Source organism: Pseudomonas sp. GNP013 (genome assembly GCF_054343995.1).
On sequence record NZ_JBTGUT010000001.1, the window covers coordinates 669,374 to 694,044 of the forward strand.

Consider the following 24,671-nt stretch of genomic DNA (forward strand, 5'->3'; position numbering starts at 1 on the left):
ATGATCCGCTCCCCTGAGGACCTGAGATGACCCGAATCGGAACTCCATTGTCGCCGACCGCGACCCGCGTAATGCTGTGTGGCTGCGGTGAGCTGGGCAAGGAAGTGGTGATCGAGCTGCAACGCCTGGGCGTTGAAGTGATTGCCGTGGATCGCTACGCCAACGCGCCGGCCATGCAGGTGGCGCATCGCAGTCACGTGATCAACATGCTCGACGGCGCCGCCCTGCGCGCGGTGATCGAGGCGGAAAAACCGCACTTCATCGTGCCGGAAATCGAAGCCATCGCCACCGCCACCCTGGTCGAGCTGGAAGCCGAAGGCTTCACCGTGATCCCGACCGCGCGTGCCACCTCGCTGACCATGAACCGTGAAGGCATCCGTCGCCTGGCTGCCGAAGAACTGGACCTGCCGACCTCGCCGTATCACTTTGCCGATACCTTCGAAGACTACAGCAAGGCCGTGCAGGACCTGGGCTTCCCGTGTGTGGTCAAGCCGGTGATGAGTTCGTCGGGCAAGGGCCAGAGCCTGTTGCGCAGCGCCGAGGATGTGCGCCAGGCGTGGGATTACGCGCAGGAAGGCGGGCGTGCCGGCAAGGGCCGCGTGATCATCGAGGGCTTTATCGACTTCGACTACGAAATCACCCTGCTGACCGTGCGCCACATCGGCGGTACCACGTTCTGCGCGCCGGTCGGTCATCGTCAGGAGAAGGGCGACTATCAGGAATCCTGGCAGCCCCAGGCCATGAGCCCGGTGGCCCTGGCCGAATCCGAGCGCGTTGCCAAAGCGGTGACCGAGGCCCTGGGCGGTCGCGGTCTGTTTGGTGTGGAGTTGTTCATCAAGGGCGATCAGGTGTGGTTCAGCGAAGTGTCGCCGCGCCCCCATGACACTGGCCTGGTGACCCTGATTTCCCAGGACCTGTCGCAGTTTGCCCTGCACGCGCGCGCCATTCTTGGCCTGCCGATTCCGTTGATTCGTCAGTTCGGCCCGTCGGCGTCGGCGGTGATTCTGGTGGAAGGGCAATCGACGCAGACCGCATTTGCCAACCTCGGTGCCGCGTTGAGCGAGCCGGACACGGCATTGCGGTTGTTTGGCAAGCCGGAGGTGAATGGCCAGCGCCGCATGGGTGTGGCGTTGGCGCGGGATGAGTCGATTGAAGCGGCCCGAGCCAAGGCGACCCGTGCTTCGAAGGCTGTTGTTGTAGAGCTCTAAAAGCATCGGGAGCAAGCCCCCTCCCACATTTGAATGTATTCACACATCCAACCCTGTGAACCACGATCAAATGTGGGAGGGGGCTTGCTCCCGATAGCGCTCTATCAGGCCACCTTGTTCAAGTCGTTATCCCGCGTCTCTTTCAGGCACAGCACCGCAATCAAGCTGATCAGCGCCGCCGCCGACACATACCCGCCCACATAACTCAGCCCGCCCATCGCCACCAGCTTGGTCGCGAAGAACGGCGCCGCTGAAGCCCCCACGATGCCACCCAGGTTATACGCAGCCGAAGCGCCGGTATAACGCACGCGGGTCGGGAACAGCTCCGGCAGCAGCGCGCCCATCGGGGCGAACGTCACCCCCATCAGGAACAGCTCCAGGGCCAGAAACAAGGCGACCCCCCAGGTCGAACCCTGGGTCAGCAGCGGTTCCATGGTGAAGCCCGACAGCATCGTCAGGATCGCGCCGACGATCAGCACCGGCTTGCGCCCGTAGCGATCACTGGCCAGCGCCGCCAGCGGTGTCGCCAGCCCCATGAACAGCACCGCAAAGCACAGCAGGCCGAGGAAGGTTTCGCGGCTGTAGCCCAGTGTCGACACCCCGTAGCTCAGGGAAAACGCCGTGGTGATATAGAACAGCGCATAGCACACCACCATCGACGCAGCGCCCAGCAGCACCGGCAGCCAATGTTGGCTGAACAGTTCCACCAGGGGCACTTTCACCGGCGCCTGTTTGGCGACGGCATTGGCGAACACCGGGGTTTCATGCAGCTTCAGGCGGGCGTACAGGCCGACCATCACCAGCACCGCGCTGAGGATGAATGGAATGCGCCAGCCCCAGCTGCGGAACTGCTCGTCGTTCAGGCTCATCGCCAGAATCAGGAACAGACCGTTGGCCGCCAGGAAGCCGATGGACGGACCCAGTTGCGGGAACATGCCAAACCAGGCGCGCTTGCCCTTGGGAGCGTTCTCGGTGGCCAGCAACGCCGCGCCGCCCCATTCCCCGCCAAGGCCCAGGCCCTGGCCGAAGCGCAGCACGCACAGCAGAATCGGCGCCCAGGCACCGATGCTGTCGTAACCGGGCAGCAAGCCGATCAGCGTGGTGCATACGCCCATCAGCAGCAGCGACGCGACCAGCGTGGACTTGCGGCCAATGCGGTCACCGAAGTGGCCGAACAGCGCCGAGCCCAATGGGCGGGCGATAAAGGCGATGCCGAAGGTCAGGAACGACGCGAGCATCTGTGCGGTGCCGGAGGTCTGCGGGAAGAACACCGGACCGATCACCAGTGCAGCTGCGGTGGCGTAGATGTAGAAGTCGTAGAACTCGATGGCGGTGCCGACGATGCTTGCGGTGGCAACCCGTGCGGTCGAATTGCTCGGGGCGGCAGGCGCTGCCTCGCTATACGTGGTGGTCATGAGGTATCCCTGGCGGTCGTTGTTATTGGTCGAACACCCATAGGACTGGGTGGGCGGGGCTCGCGGGGATTATAGGAACAACAGCGTGGCATCAGCTACCGCAAATCCAGTGCGGGAGGGGGCAGGCCTCCCACAGGGTGAGCTGTGTTTTGTCAGATCGCGACAGGCACGCGGCTGGTGTGCCAGATCAGCACCTTGCTGACCCGGTTGTCCTCGGTCTCGAGGATCTCCAGGCGGTACCGGCCGATCTTCAGGCACACCGCGCAATCCGGAATGGTCTCCAGTGCTTCGGTCACCAGGCCGTTGAGGGTCTTGGGGCCGTCGCTGGGCAGGTGCCAGGTCAGGCTCTTGTTCAGGTCGCGGATCGAGGCGGCGCCGTCGATGATGTAGCGGCCATCGGTCTGGGCCTCGATATGCGGGTTGTCCGAGCTTTGCTCGTTCTCGAACTCGCCGACAATTTCTTCGAGGATATCTTCCAGGGTGACGATGCCCATCACTTCGCCGTACTCATCCACCACCATGCCCAGACGCCGCTGTTGTTTGTGGAAGTTCAGCAACTGGAGTTGCAGTGGCGTGCTTTCCGGGACGAAGTAGGGTTCGTGGCAGGCGCTCAGCAAGCCGTCTTTGGTGAGGCGGGCATCGGGCAGCAGGTGCTGGATCTGCCGGGTATTGAGCACGGCTTCGACCTGGTTGATGTCGCTGTGAAACACCGGCAGTCGGGTGCGCAGGGTATTGCGCAGTTGCTCGATGATCTCGTCGATCGAATCATCCAGGTTGATGCCGTCCACTTCACTGCGCGGCACCAGGATGTCATTCACCGTGATGTTGTCCAGCGCATGGATACCGGGCATGCCAGGCGTGCGGTCTTCATCGGTGTCGGCTTGCGGCTCGTCGTCATGATCGGGCAGTGGGTCATCGCTGTGTTTCACCACGCCGGGTTTGCGCGCAAACGGGCGCAATAGCAGCAAGCTCAAGGCATTGAGCAGCCAGGCCAGGGGGTAGAGGAGTTTCAACGGCAGGCCCAGCAGCACATTGCCAAACCCCAGCACCGCCTGAGGGTGGCGGGTGGCCAGGGCGCGGGGCAGGTAGTCGGCCAGCACCAGCAGCAGGGCGCTGGAGATCGCCCAGCCCAGCCAGGGGCCGTTTTGCGCCCACGCATAAATCGCCAGCAGGGTGCAGAGAATCACCACCACGCCCCGGCACAGGGTGTTGCACAGGATCAGGCTGTTGCGCGGGAAGTTCAGGCGTGCGGCCGCCTTGTCACCCTGGCGCGTGCCGGGACGCAGGGCCAGCAGGTGCTGCTGGGCGGCTTCGATGGCGGTAAACAGCGCCGCCCATAACACCAGCAGGGCGATTACCGCGAGCATCGGCCCCAGGGGCAAGTTGTCCATGTGTGCTGCCCGTCAGATATGCAGGATGTATTCGCGAACCAGCTTGCTGCCGAAATAGGCCAGCATCAGCAGGCAGAAACCGGCCAGGGTCCAGCGGATTGCCTTGTGCCCGCGCCAGCCGAGGCGGTTGCGGCCCCACAGCAGCACGCTGAACACCACCCAGGCCAGGCACGCCAGCAGGGTTTTGTGCACCAGGTGCTGGGCAAACAGGTTCTCGACGAACAGCCAGCCGGAAATCAGCGACAGCGACAGGAGCGTCCAGCCGGCCCACAGAAACCCGAACAGCAAGCTTTCCATGGTTTGCAGCGGCGGGAAGTTCTTGATCAGGCCAGAAGGGTGTTTATGTTTGAGCTGGTGGTCCTGCAGCAGCAGGAGCAGGGCCTGGAACACCGCGATGGTGAACATGCCGTAGGCGAGGATCGACAGCAGGATATGCGACAGGATGCCCGGCTCTTCATCGATCACCTGCACCGTGCCGGTGGGGGCGAACTGCGCCAGTAGCACCGTGAGCACGCCCAGCGGGAAGAGCAGCACCAGCAGGTTTTCCACCGGGATGCGCGTGCAGGCGATCAGCGTCAGGCCGATCACGGCCGCCGCGATCAGGCTGGCGGCGCTGAAAAAATCCAGGCCCAGGCCGATCGGCGTCATCAGGTGGGTAAACAGGCTGGCGACGTGCGCCACCAGGGCGAGGCCGCCAAGGCCTGCGAGCAGGCGTTTGTCGGCCTTGACGCATTTGGCCAGGCGGGTGCCCTGGTAGAGGGTCGCAGCGGCATACAGGATGGCGGCGGCGAGGCTGGGTAGCAAACTGGGTGACAAGGGAAGCATAAATCCTGAAAGGAAAGCCCGAAAGGCGCTGAGTTTGGCATACACAGACGTTGCACGAAAGACTCCCGGGCCAGACAGCGGGTGTGCATGGGCGCAGTCTTCGCTATAATCCGCGACCTGCCCACGCCGCAGGCTCGCCGAGCGCTGTTTTTAATAGCGATTTACCACAGCCTGGGCCGTCATTACCTCGGTCTACCAAAGCATTTCGATGAATGGGGCCTGAAAGGATCGCGCATGTTTGAAAACCTGACTGACCGTCTCTCGCAGACGCTGCGCCACGTTACCGGCAAGGCCAAGCTGACCGAGGACAATATTAAAGACACCCTGCGCGAAGTGCGCATGGCGTTGCTGGAAGCCGACGTCGCCCTGCCGGTGGTCAAGGACTTCGTCAACTCGGTCAAGGAGCGTGCGGTCGGCACTGAGGTGTCGCGCAGCCTGACCCCGGGCCAGGCGTTCGTGAAGATCGTCCAGGCCGAACTCGAAAGCCTGATGGGCGCCGCCAACGAAGACCTGAACCTCAGCGCCGTGCCGCCGGCCGTCGTGCTGATGGCCGGTCTGCAGGGCGCGGGTAAAACCACCACGGCCGGCAAACTGGCGCGCTTTCTTAAAGAGCGCAAGAAGAAGTCGGTAATGGTGGTGTCGGCTGACGTTTACCGTCCGGCCGCCATCAAGCAGCTGGAAATGCTCGCGGGCGAAGTGGGCGTGACCTTCTTCCCGTCGGACCTGAGCCAGAAGCCGGTCGACATTGCCAACGCAGCTATTAAAGAAGCCAAACTGAAGTTCATCGACGTGGTCATCGTCGACACCGCCGGTCGCCTGCACATCGACGAAGAGATGATGGGCGAGATCAAGGCGCTGCATGCCGCGATCAATCCGGTCGAGACGCTGTTCGTGGTCGACGCCATGACCGGCCAGGATGCGGCCAACACCGCCAAGGCCTTCGGCGACGCGCTGCCGCTGACCGGCGTGATCCTGACCAAGGTCGACGGCGATGCCCGTGGCGGTGCCGCGCTGTCGGTGCGTGCCATCACCGGCAAGCCGATCAAGTTCATCGGTATGGGCGAGAAGAGCGAAGCGCTCGAGCCGTTCCACCCTGAGCGTATCGCTTCGCGCATCCTCGGCATGGGCGACGTGCTCAGCCTGATCGAGCAGGCCGAAGCCACCCTCGACAAGGACAAGGCCGACAAGCTGGCCAAAAAGCTGAAGAAGGGCAAGGGCTTCGACCTCGAAGACTTCCGCGACCAGCTGCAGCAGATGAAGAACATGGGCGGCCTCGGTGGCCTGATGGACAAGCTGCCGAACATCGGCGGTGTGAACCTGGCGCAGATGGGCAATGCCCAGGGCGCGGCAGAGAAGCAGTTCAAGCAGATGGAAGCCATCATCAATTCCATGACCCCGGCCGAGCGCCGCGACCCTGAGCTGATCAGCGGTTCGCGCAAGCGTCGGATCGCCATGGGCTCCGGCACTCAGGTGCAGGACATCGGTCGCTTGATCAAGCAGCACAAGCAGATGCAGAAGATGATGAAGAAATTCTCCGCCAAGGGCGGAATGGCCAAGATGATGCGCGGCATGGGCGGTATGTTGCCCGGCGGCGGCATGCCGAAAATGTAAAGTATTCGAGCGCAGGCACAGCGTGCGCTCCGACCCACAGGGATGTGGGATCTCCAGCAAACCCGCCGTTGGCGGGGGCTGACTCGCCGTTTTTAACGACGGCTCTATAGCAGATCTGAATGGCACGCGGGCAGGCGCCGGAAAAAGACATTTGCAAAAGTCCGGATATTCCTTAGAATATGCGGCCTTTCGGGCACCTATGCCCGCTGTGCATTTAGATTTGCAGCACCGACTACAGGAACGATGTTCACATGCTAACAATCCGTCTTGCCCTTGGCGGCTCCAAAAAGCGCCCGTTTTACCACTTGACCGTAACCGACAGCCGCAACCCGCGCGACGGTTCGCACAAGGAACAGGTTGGTTTCTTCAACCCGATCGCTCGTGGTCAAGAAGTTCGTCTGTCCGTGAACCAAGAGCGCGTAGCCTACTGGCTGAGCGTGGGTGCACAGCCATCCGAGCGCGTTGCAAAGTTGTTGAAGGACTCGGCCAAGGCCGCAGCCTGAGCAATATGAACGCGACGCCAACTGTTGCTGATGATTTGATCGTTATCGGCAAGATTTACTCTGTTCATGGCGTTCGCGGCGAAGTGAAGGTGTATTCCTTTACTGATCCGACTGAAAACCTGTTGCAGTACAAGACCTGGACGCTCAAGCGCGAAGGTAGTGTGAAACAGGTCGAGCTGGTCAGTGGACGCGGGAGCGACAAGTTCCTGGTCGCAAAGCTCAAGGGTCTTGATGATCGTGAAGAAGCTCGTCTTCTGGCCGGTTATGAGATCTGCGTGCCGCGCAACCTGTTCCCTGAATTGACCGACGGCGAGTACTACTGGTACCAGCTGGAAGGTCTGAAGGTTATTGATCAACTGGGGCAATTGCTCGGGAAAATCGATCATCTTCTGGAAACCGGCGCCAATGATGTAATGGTGGTCAAGCCTTGCGCTGGCAGCCTGGATGATCGCGAACGGCTGTTGCCCTATACCGGGCACTGCGTGTTGGCCGTCGACCTTGCCGCAGACGAGATGAAGGTGGAATGGGATGCGGACTTCTAGGCGTGGCTAATTTGCGCATTGAAGTGATCAGTTTGTTTCCCGAGATGTTTTCCGCCATCAGCGAGTACGGCATCACCAGTCGGGCGGTGAAACAGGGGCTGTTGCAGCTCACCTGTTGGAACCCGCGAGACTACACGACGGATCGGCATCACACTGTGGACGACCGCCCATTTGGCGGTGGCCCGGGCATGGTGATGAAGATCAAGCCCCTGGAAGACGCACTGGTTCAGGCCAAGGCAGCTGCAGGGGAGAAGGCGAAGGTAATTTACCTGTCCCCTCAAGGCCGTCAGCTGAAACAGGCTGGGGTCCGCGAACTGGCGAATGAGGAAGCATTGATCCTGATTGCCGGTCGCTATGAAGGCATTGACGAGCGTTTTATTGACGCTCATGTCGATGAAGAGTGGTCGATTGGGGACTATGTCCTGTCTGGCGGTGAGCTGCCGGCGATGGTCCTGATAGATGCGGTTACACGGCTGCTGCCTGGAGCTTTAGGGCATGCGGACTCCGCGGAGGAAGATTCCTTCACGGATGGTTTGCTGGATTGCCCGCACTACACCCGCCCGGAGGTGTATGCGGATCAGCGTGTTCCCGACGTGTTGCTAAGTGGCAATCACGCACACATCCGGCGTTGGCGTTTACAGCAGTCCCTTGGTAGGACCTATGAACGACGCGCCGATCTTCTGGATAGCCGCTCGCTTTCTGGAGAAGAGAAGAAGCTGCTCGAGGAATACATCCTCGCGCGGGACGATAGTTAAACGTATCGATGGTAGGTCCATTGACTTACCTTAGGAGCACAGCATGACTAACAAAATCATCCTTGCACTCGAAGCAGAGCAGATGACCAAAGAGATCCCTACCTTTGCCCCGGGCGACACCATTGTCGTTCAGGTGAAAGTGAAGGAAGGCGACCGTTCGCGTCTGCAAGCGTTCGAAGGCGTGGTAATCGCCAAGCGTAACCGTGGTGTGAACAGTGCTTTCACTGTTCGTAAAATCTCCAACGGTGTTGGCGTAGAGCGTACTTTCCAGACCTACAGCCCGCAGATCGACAGCATGGCCGTCAAGCGTCGCGGTGACGTACGTAAAGCCAAGCTGTACTACCTGCGTGACCTGTCCGGTAAAGCAGCTCGCATCAAGGAAAAACTGGCTTAAGTCCAGCGTTCCGATGCAGAAAAAAGCAGCCTTCGGGCTGCTTTTTTGTGCGCGGGATTTGTTGACTGGCCCAAAGCCGAGTTGCAGCTATCGCGGGCAAGCCAGCGCCCACATGTTGATGTGTAAACATATTCAAGTGTGGGAGCTGGCTTGCCTGCGATAGGATCTACCCGACACCACCGCCACCAGCCTGAGCCCCCATGCCCGCCATCGACCACCCTCTGATCGACCGCTTCCTCGACGCCCTCTGGCTGGAAAAAGGCCTGTCGGACAACACTCGCCAGGCCTACCGCAGCGACCTGGCCTTGTTCAACGGCTGGCTGCAGGAAAAGCAACTCGAACTGATCAACGCTGGTCGCGAGCTGATTCTCGATCACCTCGCCTGGCGCCTGGAGCAGCATTACAAGCCGCGTTCCACCGCACGATTTCTCTCGGGCGTGCGTGGCTTTTACCGTTATTTGCTGCGGGAAAAGCTCATCGCCCTCGACCCGACCCTGCAGATCGACATGCCGCAACTGGGCAGGCCATTGCCCAAATCGCTGTCGGAGGCCGACGTCGACGCTTTGCTCGCCGCCCCCGACCTGAGCGAAGCCATCGGCCAGCGTGACCGGGCCATGCTGGAGGTGCTCTACGCGTGCGGCCTGCGGGTGACCGAGTTGATCAGCCTGACCCTGGAGCAGGTCAACCTGCGCCAGGGCGTGTTGCGGGTAATGGGCAAGGGCAGCAAGGAGCGGCTGGTGCCCATGGGCGAGGAGGCGATTGTGTGGGTGGAGCGCTACATGCGCGATGCGCGCCATGAACTGCTCGGCGGGCGTCCCAGCGATGTGCTGTTCCCCAGCCAGCGCGGTGAGCAGATGACGCGACAGACCTTCTGGCATCGGATCAAGCACCAGGCCAAAGTCGCCGGGATCGGCAAGGCCCTGTCGCCGCACACCTTGCGCCATGCTTTTGCTACCCACTTGCTCAATCACGGCGCCGATTTAAGGGTGGTGCAAATGCTGCTCGGCCACAGCGACTTGTCCACCACCCAGATCTACACCCACGTTGCGCGGGCACGCCTGCAGGATATGCATGCCAGGCACCACCCGAGGGGCTGAAAACGCCCAATTTATGCCGCCACGGGCTGCCCTGCGGCCCAACTGTGGTAGGCTTTGCCGGTTAGCAAAGGCGACGGTCCACCCCCGAGTTTCCAATCGGCATAACTGTACCGTCCCTGCATCTGCCCCTCAGGAGTTTCCATGCGCTTGATCCAGATTATTGCCGCCGCAGCCATTGCGTTGGTTTCCAGCGTTGCCTTCGCCGATGACGCCGCCGAGCAGGCCATTCGCAAGAGCCTGGCCAACCTGCAGCTCGACACACCCATCGAAAGCATCGGCGCCAGCCCCATGGCCGGCCTGTATGAAGTCAAGCTCAAGGGCAGTCGCGTGCTGTACGCCAGTGCCGACGGCCAGTACGTCGTCCAGGGCTACCTGTTCCAGCTCAAGGACGGCAAACCGGTCAACCTGACCGAGAAAGCCGAACGCCTGGGCGTGTCCAGGTTGATCAACGGCATTCCGGTGGCTGAGACCGTCGTGTACCCGGCGATCGGCGAGACCAAGACCCACATCACCGTGTTCACCGATACCACCTGCCCTTACTGCCACAAGCTGCACGCCGAAGTGCCGGCGCTGAACAAGCTGGGTGTGGAAGTGCGTTACGTCGCCTTCCCGCGTCAGGGCCTGGGTTCGCCGGGTGACGAGCAGTTGCAGGCGGTATGGTGCTCGGCCGACAAGAAAGCTGCCATGGACAATATGGTCGATGGCAAGGAAATCAAGGCCGCCAAATGCGCCAACCCGGTTTCCAGGCAGTTTGCCCTCGGTCAGTCCATCGGCGTGAACGGTACACCGGCCATCGTTTTGGCTGACGGTCAGGTGATTCCTGGCTACCAGCCGGCACCACAAGTTGCCAAACTGGCTTTGAATGCCAAATAAACCAGCATCGTCGATGCTTCGACGATCAGGGCTCGCCGCCAAACCTGCGGGCCACTAATTGAAAGCCGCAGTTGTGCGGCTGTTTTCCACGGCCGACCTAGCGTCGGCCGTTTCATGGGGAGTTCTTCAGTGAAACCGGTCAAAGTAGGCATCTGTGGGTTAGGGACCGTCGGTGGCGGTACCTTCAACGTACTTCAGCGCAATGCTGAGGAAATTTCCCGCCGTGCAGGTCGCGGGATTGAAGTGGCGCAGATTGCCACGCGTTCGCCAAAGCCTCAGTTCCAAACGACCGGTATTGCGATGACCAACGATGTCTTCGCCGTGGCCAGCAACCCTGAAATCGATATCGTCATCGAGCTGGTGGGCGGCTACACCGTGGCCCGCGAGCTGGTGCTCAAAGCCATCGAAAACGGCAAGCACGTGGTCACCGCCAACAAGGCGCTGATTGCCGTGCACGGCAACGAAATCTTCGCCAGGGCGCGGGAGAAGGGCGTGATCGTAGCGTTCGAAGCCGCCGTGGCCGGTGGCATTCCGGTGATCAAGGCGATCCGTGAGGGCCTGTCCGCCAACCGCATCAACTGGGTGGCGGGCATCATCAATGGCACCGGTAACTTCATCCTTACCGAGATGCGCGAGAAGGGCCGTACCTTTGAAGACGTGCTCGCCGAAGCCCAGGCCCTGGGTTACGCCGAAGCCGACCCTACCTTCGACGTGGAAGGCATCGACGCTGCCCACAAGCTGACCATCCTGGCCTCCATCGCCTTTGGTATCCCGCTGCAGTTCGACAAGGCCTACACCGAAGGCATCACCCAATTGACCACCGCCGACGTGAATTACGCCGAGGCCCTGGGCTACCGCATCAAGCACCTTGGCGTGGCGCGCAGCACCCCGGCAGGTATCGAGTTGCGTGTACACCCGACGCTGATCCCGGCTGATCGCCTGATCGCCAACGTCAACGGCGTGATGAACGCCGTGATGGTCAACGGCGACGCTGCTGGCTCCACCCTGTTCTACGGCGCCGGTGCTGGCATGGAGCCGACCGCTTCGTCGGTGATCGCCGACCTGGTGGATGTGGTTCGCGCCATGACCAGCGACCCGGAAAACCGCGTGCCGCACCTGGCCTTCCAGCCGGACTCGCTGTCGGCCCATCCGATCCTGCCGATCGAGGCGTGCGAAAGTGCCTACTATCTGCGTATCCAGGCCCAGGATCATCCGGGCGTGTTGGCCCAGGTCGCCAGCATCCTGTCGGAGCGCGGGATCAACATCGAGTCGATCATGCAGAAGGAAGTCGAGGAGCAGAACGGCCAGGTACCGATGATCCTGCTGACCCACCGTGTGCTCGAACGGCATATCAACGAAGCCATCACCGCCATGGAAGCCCTGCAAGGCGTGGTGGGGCCGGTGGTACGGATTCGTGTCGAACACTTGAATTAACCGATCTGTTCCAGGGGCCCCGTGAGCACGGCGGCCTCTGTTCGAGAATGTTGTAGAGGAGCCAGTCATGCGTTATATCAGCACCCGCGGCCAGGCACCGGCCCTGAACTTCGAAGACGTTTTACTGACAGGCCTCGCCACCGACGGCGGCCTGTACGTGCCGGAAAACCTGCCACGTTTCACCCAGGAAGAAATCGCTTCGTGGGTGGGCTTGCCATACCACGAGCTGGCGTTCCGGGTGATGCGCCCGTTCGTCACCGGTAGCATCCCGGATGCGGACTTCAAGAAGATCCTGGAAGAAACCTACGGCGTGTTTTCCCACAGTGCCATCGCACCGTTGCGCCAATTGGACGGCAACGAGTGGGTGCTTGAGCTGTTCCACGGTCCGACCCTGGCGTTCAAGGACTTTGCCCTGCAACTGTTGGGTCGTCTGCTTGATTACGTGCTGGCAAAGCGCGGCGAGCGCGTGGTGATCATGGGCGCCACCTCCGGTGACACCGGTTCGGCGGCCATCGAAGGCTGCAAGCACTGCGAGAACGTCGACATTTTCATCCTGCACCCGCATCAGCGTGTATCGGAAGTGCAGCGTCGGCAGATGACCACGATTTTTGGCGAGAACATCCACAACATCGCCATCGAAGGCAACTTCGATGACTGCCAGGAAATGGTCAAGAACAGCTTTGCTGACCAGAGTTTCCTCAAGGGTACGCGTCTGGTGGCGGTGAACTCGATCAACTGGGCGCGGATCATGGCCCAGATCGTCTACTACTTCCATGCCTCGCTGCAGCTGGGCGGGCCGGCGCGTTCGGTGTCGTTCTCGGTGCCGACCGGCAATTTCGGCGACATCTTCGCCGGCTATCTGGCGCGCAACATGGGCCTGCCGATCAACCAGTTGATCGTCGCCACCAACCGCAACGACATCCTGCACCGCTTCATGAGCGGCAACGGGTATGTGAAGGAAACCCTGCACGCCACGCTGTCACCGTCGATGGACATCATGGTCTCGTCGAACTTCGAGCGCCTGCTGTTCGATATGCACGGTCGCAACGGAGCTGCTATTGCCGACCTGATGAGCAACTTCAAGAGCGGTGGCGGTTTCAGCGTCGAGCAGGAGCGCTGGACCGAAACCCGCAAGCTGTTCGATTCCCTGGCCGTGGACGACGCGCAAACCTGCGAAACCATCGCTGAAGTCTATGCCCGGACCGGTGAACTGCTCGACCCGCACACTGCCATCGGCGTAAAGGCAGCGCGCGAATGCCGTCGCAGCCTGGATATTCCGATGGTGATCCTCGGCACCGCGCACCCGGTCAAATTCCCGGAAGCGGTGGAGAAGGCCGGCGTTGGCAAGGCGCTGGAGTTGCCCAAGCACATGGCCGACCTGTTTGAGCGTGAAGAGCGCTGCACAGTGCTCGCCAATGACCTGAAGGCAGTGCAGGCGTTTGTCAGCCAGCATGGCAATCGAGGCACGCCTTTGTAAGGCATCCCGCGAGAATCGAAACGCCGCTTTCCCATCCCTGGGGCAGCGGCGTTTTTGTATGTGGCAGGCCCGGCAGCGTCCTGATTACATAAGCAGTTTGATTGCCACTCCGGTGATTGAAGCGATGGTTGCCACTACGGCCATCGCCACCCCCATGGGGTACCAGAACGTTTCACAGGTAATCTTCAGTGACTCGGACTTGAGCTTGTCTCGCTCTGCCTGCATGCGTGATATCTCGGCGTAGATACGCCTTACATCGGCATGCATCCTCTCCATTGTTGCCTGCTCCTCTTTGTTTTCAACCATCGTAATCATCCTTCGCAACAGGGGCCTTTGACATGCGCTCTTTTGCCCGGCAAAAACATCAGCGTCACGAGAATAGTTTCTGTGCCACCACTATTACCGTGCCAACAGCGGCGTAAAAGCCCGTCGCGATAGCCACTGGGTACCAGAACGTCTCACAGGTTATCTTCAAGGATTCCTTGTTGAGTTTGTTCTGCTCCGCGTTCATCCGGGCAATCTCGGCAAAAATGCGTGACACCTCCGCATGCATTCTGTCTGTTGAGTTCTGCTGTTCATTGGGTTCCACCATCGTAATCATCCTTCGCAATCAGGGCCTTTTGACATGCGCTCAGTCGTGCAGCGCTCACCGAGTATAGGATTCACCTGCAGCCTCAACGCCCGGCAAACCCCAAAACAGCAGCCCATTGCGTAAGCAGGTATATGCCGCCGTTTTTTACTTGTCATGTTGCGAGCGCATGCTGGTCTCGTCATCCCCCTGCAACCGTTGAAAGACGAAAAAGCGAACTTTCCTACGTCAGAACCAGTCACTTAGGATAGATGCAGCACCCGTTAAGACGATTGTTCCCGAACTATTGAGTGGTGATCGAGATGGAAAGTATCAGCCTATTGCTCGACGAAGCACTGAGCCCTTATCAGGTTACGCTGACCACCTCTGGTGTGCAGGGCGAGAGCCTGGTGACCGTGAAGAATCCTGCCGGCGCCATCGTGGTCGAGCGTGAAGTCGACCAGGTGCAATTGATGGATAAACGTTTGCTGGTGGATGTGGTGGATTGCCTGCTGCGCGACATCAAGATTGCCGAAGGGCGCCTGGAGCCCTCGGTCATCGCAGCCCTGCGCAGCGCGGCCCAGACACGTGGCGCCGTGCTGGCATGAAGAATTGTTTATTGATGGAAACTTCCCACAGCATGCTCGGTCAGATTTTGTAACAGCAAGAGCAAACATTGTGCTCCGGTGTTTGTGGCTTGTTGTACTGGTCATTGTAAGGCCACGTTTAACCCTGAAGTGTCTCCCCACGCTTCGGGGTTTCTTTTTGCCCGCGATTTGTCACGGCGTCAGATCGCGCCTTGTTCGCGCAGGCGAACAATCGCCGCCGCGTCATAGCCCAACTCGGTCAGCAACACGCCATTGTGCTCGCCCAATTGCGGCCCGACCCATTCGCAGCTGCCCGGCGTGTCCGAAAGCTTGGGCACGATGCCCGGCATCTTGAAGTCCTTGCCGCCCGGCAATTGGGCCTTGAGGAACATCTCCCGCGCGAGAAACTGCGGATCGCCGAGCATGTCTTCGGCACTGTAGATTCGGCTGGCGGGTACGTCGGCCTTGTTCAACTGCTCCACCACCTGCTCCAGCGGCAGGGAATTGACCCAACGATCAATCACGCCGTACAGCTCATCGCGACGGCTGTCACGCCCGTCATTGCTGGCCAGTTGCGGATCGTTCGCCAGGTCTTCACGGCCGATGGCCGACATGAAACGCTTGAAAATCGCGTCGCCGTTGGCGCCGATCTGCACGTGCTTGCCGTCGGCGCTGGTGTGGATCGAGGACGGTGTTATACCGGGCATGATGTTGCCGGTGCGCTCGCGGATAAACCCGAATACGTCGAATTCCGGGATCATGCTTTCCATCATGGCGAAGATGGCTTCATACAGCGCCACATCCACCACCTGGCCCAGCCCGCCATTGACCTCACGATGACGCAGCGCCATCAATGCGCCGATCACCGCCCACAGTGCGGCAATCGAATCGCCGATGGAGATGCCCGTGCGCACCGGCGGGCGGTCCTCGAAGCCGGTGATATAGCGCAGCCCGCCCATCGACTCGCCCACCGCGCCGAACCCTGGCTGGTCTTTCATCGGGCCGGTCTGGCCAAAGCCCGACAGGCGCACCATCACCAGTTTCGGGTTCAACGCATGCAGGGTTTCCCAGCCCAGGCCGAGCTTTTCCAGCACGCCGGGGCGGAAGTTTTCGATCAGGATGTCGGCGTCTGCCAGCAACTGCTTGAGAATCGCCAGGCCATCGGGATGCTTGAGGTTCAGCGTCAGCGACTTCTTGTTGCGCGCCTGCACGAACCACCACAGCGAAGTGCCTTCATACAGCTTGCGCCATTTGCGCAGCGGGTCGCCGCCGTCCGGTGACTCGACCTTGATCACTTCGGCACCGAACTCGGCGCAGATGCGCGAAGCAAACGGGCCGGCGATGAGGGTGCCGAGTTCGATGACTTTGAGGCCGGCAAGCGGCTTGGCATTAAACGACATAATGATCCTTGTCTGCGCTGGGCGGGGAGGGGATGTGATGCTTTTAACATAGGCGCGCCGCTCAGGGATAAGGATGATGCAGCGCAGGATTCGTTGAATGAGCGCTCCATCGGTTAGACTGGCCGCCTTTCCCTGTCTCTAGAAGCCCGTTCATGGCCCAGCCGTCCACGACCTACAAATTCGAACTCAACCTCACCGACCTTGATCGTTCGGTGTACGAGAGCGTCAAACAGACCATCGCCCGCCACCCTTCGGAAACCGAAGAGCGCATGACCGTACGCCTGCTGGCCTACGCCCTCTGGTACAACGAGCAACTGGCGTTCGGGCGCGGCCTGTCGGATGTGGACGAGCCCGCCCTGTGGGAAAAAAGCCTGGATGACCGTGTGTTGCACTGGATCGAAGTCGGCCAGCCGGATGCCGACCGTCTGACCTGGTGCTCGCGCCGAACCGAACGCACCAGCCTGCTGGCCTACGGCAGCCTGCGTGTGTGGGAAGGCAAGGTGGTCCCGGTGGCCAATAACCTGAAGAACGTGCACATCGCCGCCGTGCCCCAGGAAATCCTGGAGGTGTTGGCCAAGGACATGCCACGGGTGATCAAATGGGACGTGATGATCAGTGAAGGCACCATTTTTGTCACCGACGACCGTGGTCAGCATGAAGTGCAATTGCAGTGGCTGGTTGGCGAGCGCGGTTGAAGAGTTGCAGCCGCAAGCTTGAAGCTAAAATCCCCCCATAGAGATCCCATCCCGTCCCATGCGTATCGATCCCCGTCCGTTGCCCGCTGTCTTGCCGTTTCTCGGTGATCTGCCACCGCTGTTGACCCGCCTTTACGCTGCGCGCGGGGTACGCTCCGAGGTCGAGCTGGATAAAAGCCTCAAGCAGTTGATTCCCTATCAGCGGCTCAAGGGCATCGACGCGGCGGTGGACTTGCTGGTGGTCGCCCTGGAGCAGCGCCAGCGCATCCTGATCGTCGGTGACTTCGATGCCGATGGCGCCACTGCCAGCACCGTAGGCACCCTGGGCCTGCGCTTGCTCGGCGCGGCCCATGTGGATTACCTGGTGCCCAACCGTTTCGAGTATGGCTACGGCCTGACCCCGGAAATCGTCGCCGTGGCGCTGCAGCGTGAGCCGCAGTTGCTGATCACCGTGGACAACGGCATTTCCAGCGTCGAAGGCGTGGCGGCGGCAAAGGCGGCCGGGCTCAAGGTGCTGGTCACCGACCACCACTTGCCGGGTGACGAACTGCCGGCGGCCGACGCGATCGTCAACCCGAACCAGCCGGGCTGTGAATTTCCCAGCAAGGCCCTGGCGGGCGTCGGCGTGATCTTCTATGTGCTCATGGCCCTGCGTGCGCGCTTGCGCGACCTGGGTTGGTACACGGACAAGCCGCAGCCGAACATCGGTGATCTGCTCGACCTGGTGGCCCTGGGCAGCGTCGCCGACGTGGTGCCGCTGGATGCCAACAACCGCATCCTGGTGCATCAGGGCCTGGAACGCATTCGCGCCGGTCGCGCCCGGCCGGGGATCAAGGCGATCCTGGAAGTGGCCAAGCGCGACGCGGCGCGCATCACCTCCACCGACCTGGGGTTTATCCTCGGCCCACGGCTCAACGCTGCCGGTCGCCTGGACGACATGAGCCTGGGCATTGAATGCCTGCTCACCACCGACATTGCCGCCGCCCGGGAAATGGCCGCGCAACTGGACGGCATGAACCAGGACCGCAAGTCCATCGAGCAAGGCATGCAGCGCGAGGCCCTGGCCCAGCTCAAGGACCTGCCGGTGGAGTCGATGCCCTACGGTTTGTGCCTGTTCGACCCGGAGTGGCACCAGGGCGTGATCGGCATCCTGGCCTCGCGCATGAAGGAGCGCTATTTTCGCCCGACCATCGCGTTCGCCGATGCGGGCGATGGCTTGCTCAAGGGCTCGGGCCGTTCGGTGCAGGGCTTTCATATCCGTGACGCGTTGGCCGTGGTTGCCAGCCAGCATCCCAACCTGATCGCCAAATACGGCGGCCACGCCATGGCGGCGGGGCTGACATTGCCCGAGGCGAACTTCCCGTTGTTTGCCCAGGCGTTCGATGCCGAAGTGCGTCGGCAACTGCGCGAAGAAGACCTCACCGGTCGCCTGCTGACCGACGGCACCCTGGCCGTGGAAGAATTTCACCTGGAACTGGCCCGCGCGCTGCGTCATGCCGGGCCATGGGGGCAGCACTTTCCCGAGCCGGTGTTCCATGGTGTGTTCCAGTTGGTGGAACAGCGCGTGGTGGGCGAGCGGCACCTGAAGGTGGTGCTCAAGAGCGAATGCGGCTCGGTGAAGCTCGACGGCATTGCATTTGGGGTGGACCGTGAGGTCTGGCCGAACCCGACGGTGCGTTGGGTGGAGTTGGCCTACAAGCTGGATGTGAACGAGTTTCGTGGCAATGAAACCGTGCAGTTGATGATTGCCCACATCGAACCGCGATAAATTTCAGCCTCACCATAAACACATGTGGGAGGGAGTAAGCCCCCTCCCACATAAACCCTCTTCTACATTGGGTTTTGCGTCATTACTCGGCTTTGGCCTGGTGCTTGACGATGATCTCCACCAGGCGTTTGGCCAGTGCCGGGTAGTTTTCATCAAAGTGATGCCCGCCCGGCAATTTCAACGCTTCACCCACCGCCGTCTTGTCGGTGCAGCCGCTCTCGTCGACTTCTTCGGCGCCATAGATGCACACCACTTTCTCCGGTGGCAGCTTGGCCATTTCCGGACCGGTGGCGGCCTCTTTGCCGGCGTTGCCCAGCCAGCCTTCCACTTCGATTTCAAAGCTGCCGGTGCGGGCGAATGCCAGCAGGATGATTGCATCGACCCGTTGCTGTTCGTTTTCCGGCAGGCGGTTGTAGATCGCCGGCAGTACGTCGGCGCCGAACGAATACCCCGTCAGCACGAAGCGCTTGGTGCCCCATTTCTGCCGGTAGTGCTGCATCAGCTCGGTGAGGTCCTTGGCGCTCTGTTCCGGGCTCTTGTGCTGCCAGTAGTAGCGCAGGGTGTCGATGCCCACGACCGGGTAGCCGATCTTGGCCATTTCACCGGCCACGTCGCGGTCCAGGTCGCGCCAGCCGCCGTCACCGGAGAGGAACAGCGTGACGGTATCCTTGGCTTGACCGGCGGGCACTTCGACCACCGGGATGGCCAGACCGCCGTTGTCCGAACCCACCAGTTGCTTGCGCAGTTCGTTGTTCAGCACTTGCGGGTAATGGATGTCGTAGTCGCTGATGCTGGTGGTGGCGCGCGGTGTATCGCGTACGAAGCTGGCGCTTTCATCGTCAGGGTTATCGTTCCACGCCACCAGCCAGTTGCCATGGGCGGCGGTTTTCGGCAGCGGGTCCTTGCAGCCTTCCTGCACCAGGGCGAAGCCGACGGAGATGGCGTTGGCCTTGTCGTCGTTCTGAGTGGCCAGCCAGCGCCAGGCGAGGGCGGCGCCAGGGCCAATGCCGCTGACCAGGGTCGCGGGGCCCTTGAGCTGGCCCAGGGCGTTTTGCAGCGCCTGTTCCTGCAGCTTGCAATCGTCCTTGGGCAGGATCACCTGAACGATCTGCGCCTTGCCGCCCTGGCTCAGGGCGATCAACTGGCTGTCGGTGAGGGTGTCGTCCGCCGGCACGGCCACGGCCACACGGGCTTTGGCAGCGGTGGCGGGGGTCACAAGGGTCATCACCGTGCCATCGGCCTGGGGCATCTGCTCCAGCACCGGCTGCGGTGCAGGGCGGGTCCAGTACCAGAAGCCGCCACCTGCGATCAGAGCGAGCAGCACCACGATGGCCAATACATACCGCCAGGAACGTCGAATCATCAGCGTTTCACCAATCCAGTCAAGCCGCCCGCGATCAGGGCGGCGGTATCGGCCAGTGCCACCAGCGGATCAAGTCCGGCGGGCACGGCCATATAACGAGGTTCCCAGTCAGGCTGGAATTTGTCTTTGAAACGGCGCAAGCCTTGGAAGTTATACAGCTGCTCGCCACGGCGGAACACCATCGAACCCAGGCGCTGGGTCAGCGGCGCGCCACGGCGGGGTTGCAGGCCCGACAACGGCACCATGCCGAGGCTGAAGCGGGCGTAGCCGTGGTTCTTATAATGCTGGATCAGGCCGACCATCATGAATTCCATGGTCAGTTTCGGCGCGTCGGGGTGCGCGCGCATCAGGTCGAGGCTGGCCAGGTCGTGGTTGTAGGTCTCGAGCAAATTGGCGAAGGCCACCGGGCGCCCTTCGAAGCGAATGATCGCGATGCGAAAGTGCTTGAGGTAGTCGTCGCTGAAGCGTCCCAGGGAAAACCCTTTTTCGCGCACATTCTTGCCGGTCAGCCAGGCATCGGAGATGACCTTGAGCTCGTCCATCGGCGCCTGGCCCGGTTCGAAGATCTCCAGGGACAAGCCATCGCGAGTGCCGCGGTTCCAGGTGTAGCGCAGGTCCTTCATCTCCTTGCCCTTGGCTTCCAGGTCAAAGCGTTTGAGGTCGACCCGGGCTTCTTCGCCCAGCTTGATCGCGGTGAGGCCGATGTCCATGTAGTACGGCAGGTTTTCAGCGCGCACCTGATAGAACACCGGCCGTGCGTGGTGGATATCGCACAGGTCGCGGAACTGCCAGATCATTTCGGCGCGCGGCTGGGTCGGGCCGATGGGGTCGTACAAGGCCACCAGGCTGCGCCCACGACGGGCATACATGAGGAAGGCTTCGTCGTTGGGGTGGAACAGCAGGGCTTTGTCGCCGGTCAGTGCCAGGCCGCCGTCGGGTTGCGATGAGGCCATCAGGATTTGAGTGGCGCGCTCCAGTTCGTCCGGAGTCGGCAGGTGAATGATCGGGCGGGCGGTGCGCAGCAGCCAGGTCAGCGAAACGATCACCAGCAGCACCGCGGCGCCCAGCAGCGAGCGCAGGCCGCGCGGCGCGTTGGCATCGAGGGTGAACTGCCACCATAGCTGATGGCTGTAAGGCACATCCTGATAGGCAAACAGCAGCAGCCAGATCGACGCGCCCAGTACGCACACGCTGGCCACCAGGTAAAGCGGCGAGAACGGCAGCTCGGTCAGGCGGCTGGCACGGTAGAACGAGCGGCGGAAGATCGCCAGCAGCACTGCTGTCATGGTCATCAGGCTGGCTTCTTCCCAGTCGAAACCCTTGAGCAGCGAGAGCAGAGCGCCCGTCAGCAACAGCACCATGGTCAGCATCCAGGCGGCCGACAAGCGCCGACGCAGGCCCTGGGCCAGCAACAGGCAGAGCACGCCGATCAGGCTGGCGCCGAAGTGCGAGGCGTCAATCAGGCGGTGGGGAATCAGGAAGCCGATGTTTTCCAGGCGTGAGTCGATTTCGGGCGTGGCGCCGGAGAACAGCAGGACCACGCCGGACAAAAAAACCAGTACGGCCAACACTGGCGCCGCCAGCCCTGAAGCAACCCGCAGACTCTGCTGGGTCTGGAACAGGCGCTGGGCTTCATTGACCAGCAGGAACACACAGGCGATCAGCAGCGGCAGCACCACGTAGATCATGCGATACAGCAGCAACGCGGCAGCCAGGGGGGCAGCGCCGAGCTTGTCGGCAAACGCCGCCAGCAGGATCGCCTCGAACACCCCGACCCCGCCCGGTACATGGCTGAGTACGCCAGCGGCCAGGGCCAGCAGGTACACCAGCAGGAACGGGCCGAAGGGCGGCGCTTCCGGCAGCAACAGGTAAAGGACGGTGGCGGCTGCGGCCACATCCAGTGCGGTGATGATCAACTGCAGGAACGTCAGGCGACGACCCGGCAGGCGCAGGGTGCGGCGTCCGGCCCTGACCAGCAGGTTGTCCGGGTAAGGCTGTTCCGGCAGGCGACGGCGGTAGATGCCGATGCACAGCGCGGCCGACAACAGCAGCACGGCGCCGGCCACACCGCCGAGCAGGCTTTGCGGCAAATGCAGGTAGGTCGAAGCCGCCGGCAGGTTGCTCAAGGTGGCCAGGGCGGCCAGCGGTGGCAGTGCGCAGCCCAGGGCAAGGCTGGCGAACACGGTCATGTGCGCGACTTCCGAGGCGCCGACGCCGTGGCGTGCATATAAACGGTAACGCACCGATCCGCCGGAGAGCATCGACAGGCCAATCGCGTTGCCGATGGCAAAGGCGGTGAAGCCGCCGAGGGCCAGGGTCTTGGCAGGCAGCTTCACCCCGGCGTAGCGTGCGCCGGAAAACTCATAGCCCAGCAGAATGATAAAGCCGGCGACGGCCGCGCCGAACGCACCGAGCAGGGCGGGCCTGGGCACTTCCAGAATCGAATCATGAAGTGCGTAAAGGTCCAGCTCCAGCAGCAGATGCCGACAGGCGATCAGAGCGATAGCGAACAGCAGCAAGGTCACGGCCAGCCCGATGGGCTGACGGTATTTGCTCAACAGGTCCAGCCAGCGCAAACGGCCGGGAGCGATCGGTTGTTCTGCTGTGACGGTCTCTTGTGGTTCAGACGAGTTGGCGCGCATCAATCACCTCGTGGATTGTGCGCGACAGGATGGAGGTATCCAGCCAAGTTACCAATCCCTATGGACAAAATAAGTACGAATATTAACGCGGAACACCGGGGGCGGCGACAGCGGCCATTGGTCGTAGAGGGTAATGCTTGAACATTGAGCATAGCGTGCAATGAGATGGACTCAACAAACCGTGGAGGGTTTCATGAAAGATGCCAGGTCATTGTTTAAGAAGAGCTTTTTCACCGCATACAAAAAAGGCCACTCTTTCGAGCAGCCTTTTCTGATGTTTGGTTGCGGGAGCCGGATTTGAACCGACGACCTTCGGGTTATGAGCCCGACGAGCTACCAGACTGCTCCATCCCGCGTCTGTGGGCGGCATTCTACAGCCCAGCGACGAGGTGTCAACCGTTAATGGGCGGATGCGGAAAATAAGTGTGATTAATCCACTCATATCGCCTAAGTGCTCGATTGAAAACACTTTTATGGAAAGCGGGGGTGTGTGGCGAGCGGGCTTGCCTCGCGCCGGACTGCCAGGCCGTCCGTTTCGAATAACGCGCGGTCCAGTTGTTGATAAAACAGACACGCACAAAAAAGGCCACTCTTTCGAGTAGCCTTTTTTGATGTTTGGTTGCGGGAGCCGGATTTGAACCGACGACCTTCGGGTTATGAGCCCGACGAGCTACCAGACTGCTCCATCCCGCGTCTGTGTGTCGGCATTCTACAGAGGAACGCGAGTGTGTCAACCCGTAAATTGAAGAAAAGCGCTTGTGGTTCAATTGGTTAGCTCTCCATTGGGGCGCTGTGGGCCGCACTGGCCCAGCGTGGCCGGGGCTCTCAGCTCTATCGCTGGCCATGATTCGATTGAGAAAACACATTCATCGGGTAAATTTCCTACCGCTCAGGCGGAAGAATCAAACTACTGGTGCTATATACAGGGGTGAGTGCGATACTGGCCACCCGTTGAAATACACCCCTGTTTATATGACGCAGCGCAAAATCATCCACGTCGACTGTGATTGCTTCTACGCCGCCATCGAGATGCGCGATGACCCGAGCCTGGCGCAAAAACCGTTGGCGGTGGGTGGCTCGGCGGATCGACGCGGGGTGATCGCCACCTGCAACTATGAAGCGCGGGCCTACGGGGTGCGCTCGGCGATGTCGTCACGCCACGCCCTGAAACTGTGCCCGGACCTGACCATCGTCAAGCCGCGCATGGACGCCTATAAAGAAGCCTCGAAGGAAATCCAGACGATCTTTCGCGACTACACCGATCTGATCGAACCGTTATCGCTGGACGAAGCCTACCTGGACGTGTCCGACAGCCCGCACTTTGGCGGCAGCGCCACCCGAATCGCCCAGGACATCCGCCGCCGCGTCTCCAATCAACTGCATATCACCGTGTCCGCCGGGGTGGCGCCGAACAAGTTTCTGGCCAAAATCGCCAGTGACTGGAAAAAACCCAACGGCCTGTTTGTGATCACCCCGGACCAGATCGAAGACTTCGTCTCCCAGTTACGCGTGAGCAAACTGCACGGTGTGGGCAAGGTCACTGCCGACAAGCTTGCGCGCCTGGGAATCGAGGACTGCCTGCAACTGCGGGAGTGGAACAAGCTGGCGCTGGTGCGCGAATTCGGCAGCTTCGGTGAGCGCTTGTGGAGCCTTGCCCGTGGGATCGATGACCGTGCGGTGCACAATGACAGTCGGCGGCAGTCCATCAGCGTGGAAAATACCTTTGATACGGACCTTCCCGATCTTGCCAGTTGCCTGGCCAAACTGCCCGAACTGATGGAAACCCTGGCCGGGCGCATGGCGCGCATCGACAGCAGCTACCGCGCGGGCAAGCCGTTCGTGAAGGTGAAGTTTCATGACTTTACCCAGACAACCCTGGAGCAGGCCGGGGCAGGACGCGACCTGGAGAGTTATCAACAGCTGATGACGCAGGCGTTCAATCGTGGGGGCAAGCCAGTGCGGTTGTTGGGGATTGGGGTGCGGTTGCTCGACCTCAGCAATGGCAATGAACAACTCGAGTTCTCCTGGTAGAAACCCGGAGCAAACTGTAGGAGGGGGCTTGCTCCCGATTACGGTGGGTCAGCTATATATAAGCTGACTGATCCACCGCTATCGGGAGCAAG

Annotated in this window: 22 protein-coding genes and 2 tRNA genes; 14 read left to right on the forward strand and 10 right to left on the reverse strand. The window is 61.1% G+C overall.

All coding sequences use genetic code 11. From position 1 onward, the window contains the following. The first annotated feature begins 26 nt into the window (after positions 1–26). Entirely contained in the window at positions 27–1,208 is a 1,182-nt protein-coding gene (purT, locus tag ACXX81_RS03040; protein ID WP_209984453.1) for a formate-dependent phosphoribosylglycinamide formyltransferase, read from the forward strand. A gap of 104 nt (positions 1,209–1,312) precedes the next feature. On the opposite strand, the gene ACXX81_RS03045 is transcribed toward purT, so the two are convergent. The 3 genes from ACXX81_RS03045 to ACXX81_RS03055 form a co-directional block, all read right to left on the reverse strand. After that, entirely contained in the window at positions 1,313–2,623 is a 1,311-nt protein-coding gene (locus ACXX81_RS03045; RefSeq protein WP_209984450.1) for an MFS transporter, read from the reverse strand. Between the two features lie 152 nt (positions 2,624–2,775). Next, positions 2,776–4,014: a transporter associated domain-containing protein gene (locus ACXX81_RS03050; protein ID WP_209984447.1), complete on the reverse strand. Its 1,239-nt coding sequence runs from the start codon at positions 4,012–4,014 to the stop codon at positions 2,776–2,778. Between the two features lie 12 nt (positions 4,015–4,026). Beyond that, positions 4,027–4,839: a cytochrome C assembly family protein gene (locus ACXX81_RS03055; RefSeq protein ID WP_373460566.1), complete on the reverse strand. Its 813-nt coding sequence runs from the start codon at positions 4,837–4,839 to the stop codon at positions 4,027–4,029. 234 nt (positions 4,840–5,073) lie between these two features. Between ACXX81_RS03055 and ffh the strand changes: the two genes are divergently transcribed. The 9 genes from ffh (at position 5,074) to thrC (ending at position 13,525) form a co-directional block, all read left to right on the forward strand. Next, positions 5,074–6,450: a signal recognition particle protein gene (ffh, locus tag ACXX81_RS03060; RefSeq protein WP_003193965.1), complete on the forward strand. Its 1,377-nt coding sequence runs from the start codon at positions 5,074–5,076 to the stop codon at positions 6,448–6,450. 251 nt (positions 6,451–6,701) lie between these two features. Beyond that, positions 6,702–6,953: a 30S ribosomal protein S16 gene (gene rpsP / locus ACXX81_RS03065; RefSeq protein ID WP_003238923.1), complete on the forward strand. Its 252-nt coding sequence runs from the start codon at positions 6,702–6,704 to the stop codon at positions 6,951–6,953. Between the two features lie 5 nt (positions 6,954–6,958). Further along, positions 6,959–7,495: a ribosome maturation factor RimM gene (gene rimM, locus ACXX81_RS03070; RefSeq protein WP_458571190.1), complete on the forward strand. Its 537-nt coding sequence runs from the start codon at positions 6,959–6,961 to the stop codon at positions 7,493–7,495. Next, positions 7,477–8,250, forward strand: coding sequence for a tRNA (guanosine(37)-N1)-methyltransferase TrmD (gene trmD / locus ACXX81_RS03075; protein WP_209984441.1), 774 nt, complete (start codon positions 7,477–7,479; stop codon positions 8,248–8,250). The genes rimM and trmD overlap by 19 nt, the downstream gene beginning before the upstream one ends. 43 nt (positions 8,251–8,293) lie before the next feature. Further along, a complete protein-coding gene (rplS, locus tag ACXX81_RS03080; RefSeq protein ID WP_003175895.1) occupies positions 8,294–8,644 on the forward strand; it encodes a 50S ribosomal protein L19 in 351 nt (116 codons plus the stop codon). A 200-nt stretch (positions 8,645–8,844) separates the two neighbouring features. Continuing rightward, a complete protein-coding gene (gene xerD, locus ACXX81_RS03085) occupies positions 8,845–9,741 on the forward strand; it encodes a site-specific tyrosine recombinase XerD (RefSeq protein WP_209984434.1) in 897 nt (298 codons plus the stop codon). A 141-nt stretch (positions 9,742–9,882) separates the two neighbouring features. Then, positions 9,883–10,614 (forward strand): thioredoxin fold domain-containing protein, encoded by a 732-nt coding sequence (locus ACXX81_RS03090; RefSeq protein ID WP_458571191.1) that lies wholly within the window; start codon positions 9,883–9,885, stop codon positions 10,612–10,614. Between the two features lie 129 nt (positions 10,615–10,743). Beyond that, positions 10,744–12,048, forward strand: coding sequence for a homoserine dehydrogenase (locus ACXX81_RS03095; RefSeq protein ID WP_458571192.1), 1,305 nt, complete (start codon positions 10,744–10,746; stop codon positions 12,046–12,048). A 67-nt stretch (positions 12,049–12,115) separates the two neighbouring features. Continuing rightward, positions 12,116–13,525 (forward strand): threonine synthase, encoded by a 1,410-nt coding sequence (gene thrC / locus ACXX81_RS03100; protein WP_458571193.1) that lies wholly within the window; start codon positions 12,116–12,118, stop codon positions 13,523–13,525. 84 nt (positions 13,526–13,609) lie between these two features. Here thrC and ACXX81_RS03105 read toward each other — a convergent pair whose 3' ends face one another. Further along, positions 13,610–13,831, reverse strand: coding sequence for a hypothetical protein (locus ACXX81_RS03105; RefSeq protein WP_015372877.1), 222 nt, complete (start codon positions 13,829–13,831; stop codon positions 13,610–13,612). Positions 13,832–13,895: 64 nt separating this feature from the next. Further along, positions 13,896–14,117: a hypothetical protein gene (locus tag ACXX81_RS03110; protein WP_322214435.1), complete on the reverse strand. Its 222-nt coding sequence runs from the start codon at positions 14,115–14,117 to the stop codon at positions 13,896–13,898. A 299-nt stretch (positions 14,118–14,416) separates the two neighbouring features. Between ACXX81_RS03110 and ACXX81_RS03115 the strand changes: the two genes are divergently transcribed. Continuing rightward, positions 14,417–14,701 (forward strand): DUF3509 domain-containing protein, encoded by a 285-nt coding sequence (locus tag ACXX81_RS03115; RefSeq protein WP_209984422.1) that lies wholly within the window; start codon positions 14,417–14,419, stop codon positions 14,699–14,701. Positions 14,702–14,880: 179 nt separating this feature from the next. On the opposite strand, the gene ACXX81_RS03120 is transcribed toward ACXX81_RS03115, so the two are convergent. Next, positions 14,881–16,080, reverse strand: a complete 1,200-nt coding sequence (locus tag ACXX81_RS03120) for a CaiB/BaiF CoA transferase family protein (protein WP_209984420.1) — start codon at positions 16,078–16,080, stop codon at positions 14,881–14,883. A gap of 152 nt (positions 16,081–16,232) precedes the next feature. Between ACXX81_RS03120 and ACXX81_RS03125 the strand changes: the two genes are divergently transcribed. Beyond that, complete coding sequence (locus tag ACXX81_RS03125) at positions 16,233–16,775, forward strand: YaeQ family protein (protein ID WP_003238901.1); 543 nt, start codon at positions 16,233–16,235, stop codon at positions 16,773–16,775. Positions 16,776–16,833: 58 nt separating this feature from the next. Then, positions 16,834–18,543: a single-stranded-DNA-specific exonuclease RecJ gene (recJ, locus tag ACXX81_RS03130; RefSeq protein ID WP_458571194.1), complete on the forward strand. Its 1,710-nt coding sequence runs from the start codon at positions 16,834–16,836 to the stop codon at positions 18,541–18,543. Between the two features lie 82 nt (positions 18,544–18,625). Here the strand turns inward: recJ and ACXX81_RS03135 are convergent, their stop codons facing one another. The 4 genes from ACXX81_RS03135 to ACXX81_RS03150 form a co-directional block, all read right to left on the reverse strand. Then, entirely contained in the window at positions 18,626–19,906 is a 1,281-nt protein-coding gene (locus ACXX81_RS03135; protein WP_209984413.1) for a virulence factor family protein, read from the reverse strand. Beyond that, a complete protein-coding gene (gene mprF / locus ACXX81_RS03140; protein ID WP_322214434.1) occupies positions 19,906–22,548 on the reverse strand; it encodes a bifunctional lysylphosphatidylglycerol flippase/synthetase MprF in 2,643 nt (880 codons plus the stop codon). The genes ACXX81_RS03135 and mprF overlap by 1 nt, the downstream gene beginning before the upstream one ends. A 279-nt stretch (positions 22,549–22,827) precedes the next feature. Then, positions 22,828–22,904 (reverse strand) — tRNA-Met (locus ACXX81_RS03145). 260 nt (positions 22,905–23,164) lie between these two features. Beyond that, positions 23,165–23,241: transfer RNA gene (locus ACXX81_RS03150), tRNA-Met, on the reverse strand. Positions 23,242–23,520: 279 nt separating this feature from the next. Between ACXX81_RS03150 and dinB the strand changes: the two genes are divergently transcribed. Next, complete coding sequence (gene dinB / locus ACXX81_RS03155) at positions 23,521–24,579, forward strand: DNA polymerase IV (protein ID WP_209984412.1); 1,059 nt, start codon at positions 23,521–23,523, stop codon at positions 24,577–24,579. Positions 24,580–24,671: the final 92 nt, after the last annotated feature.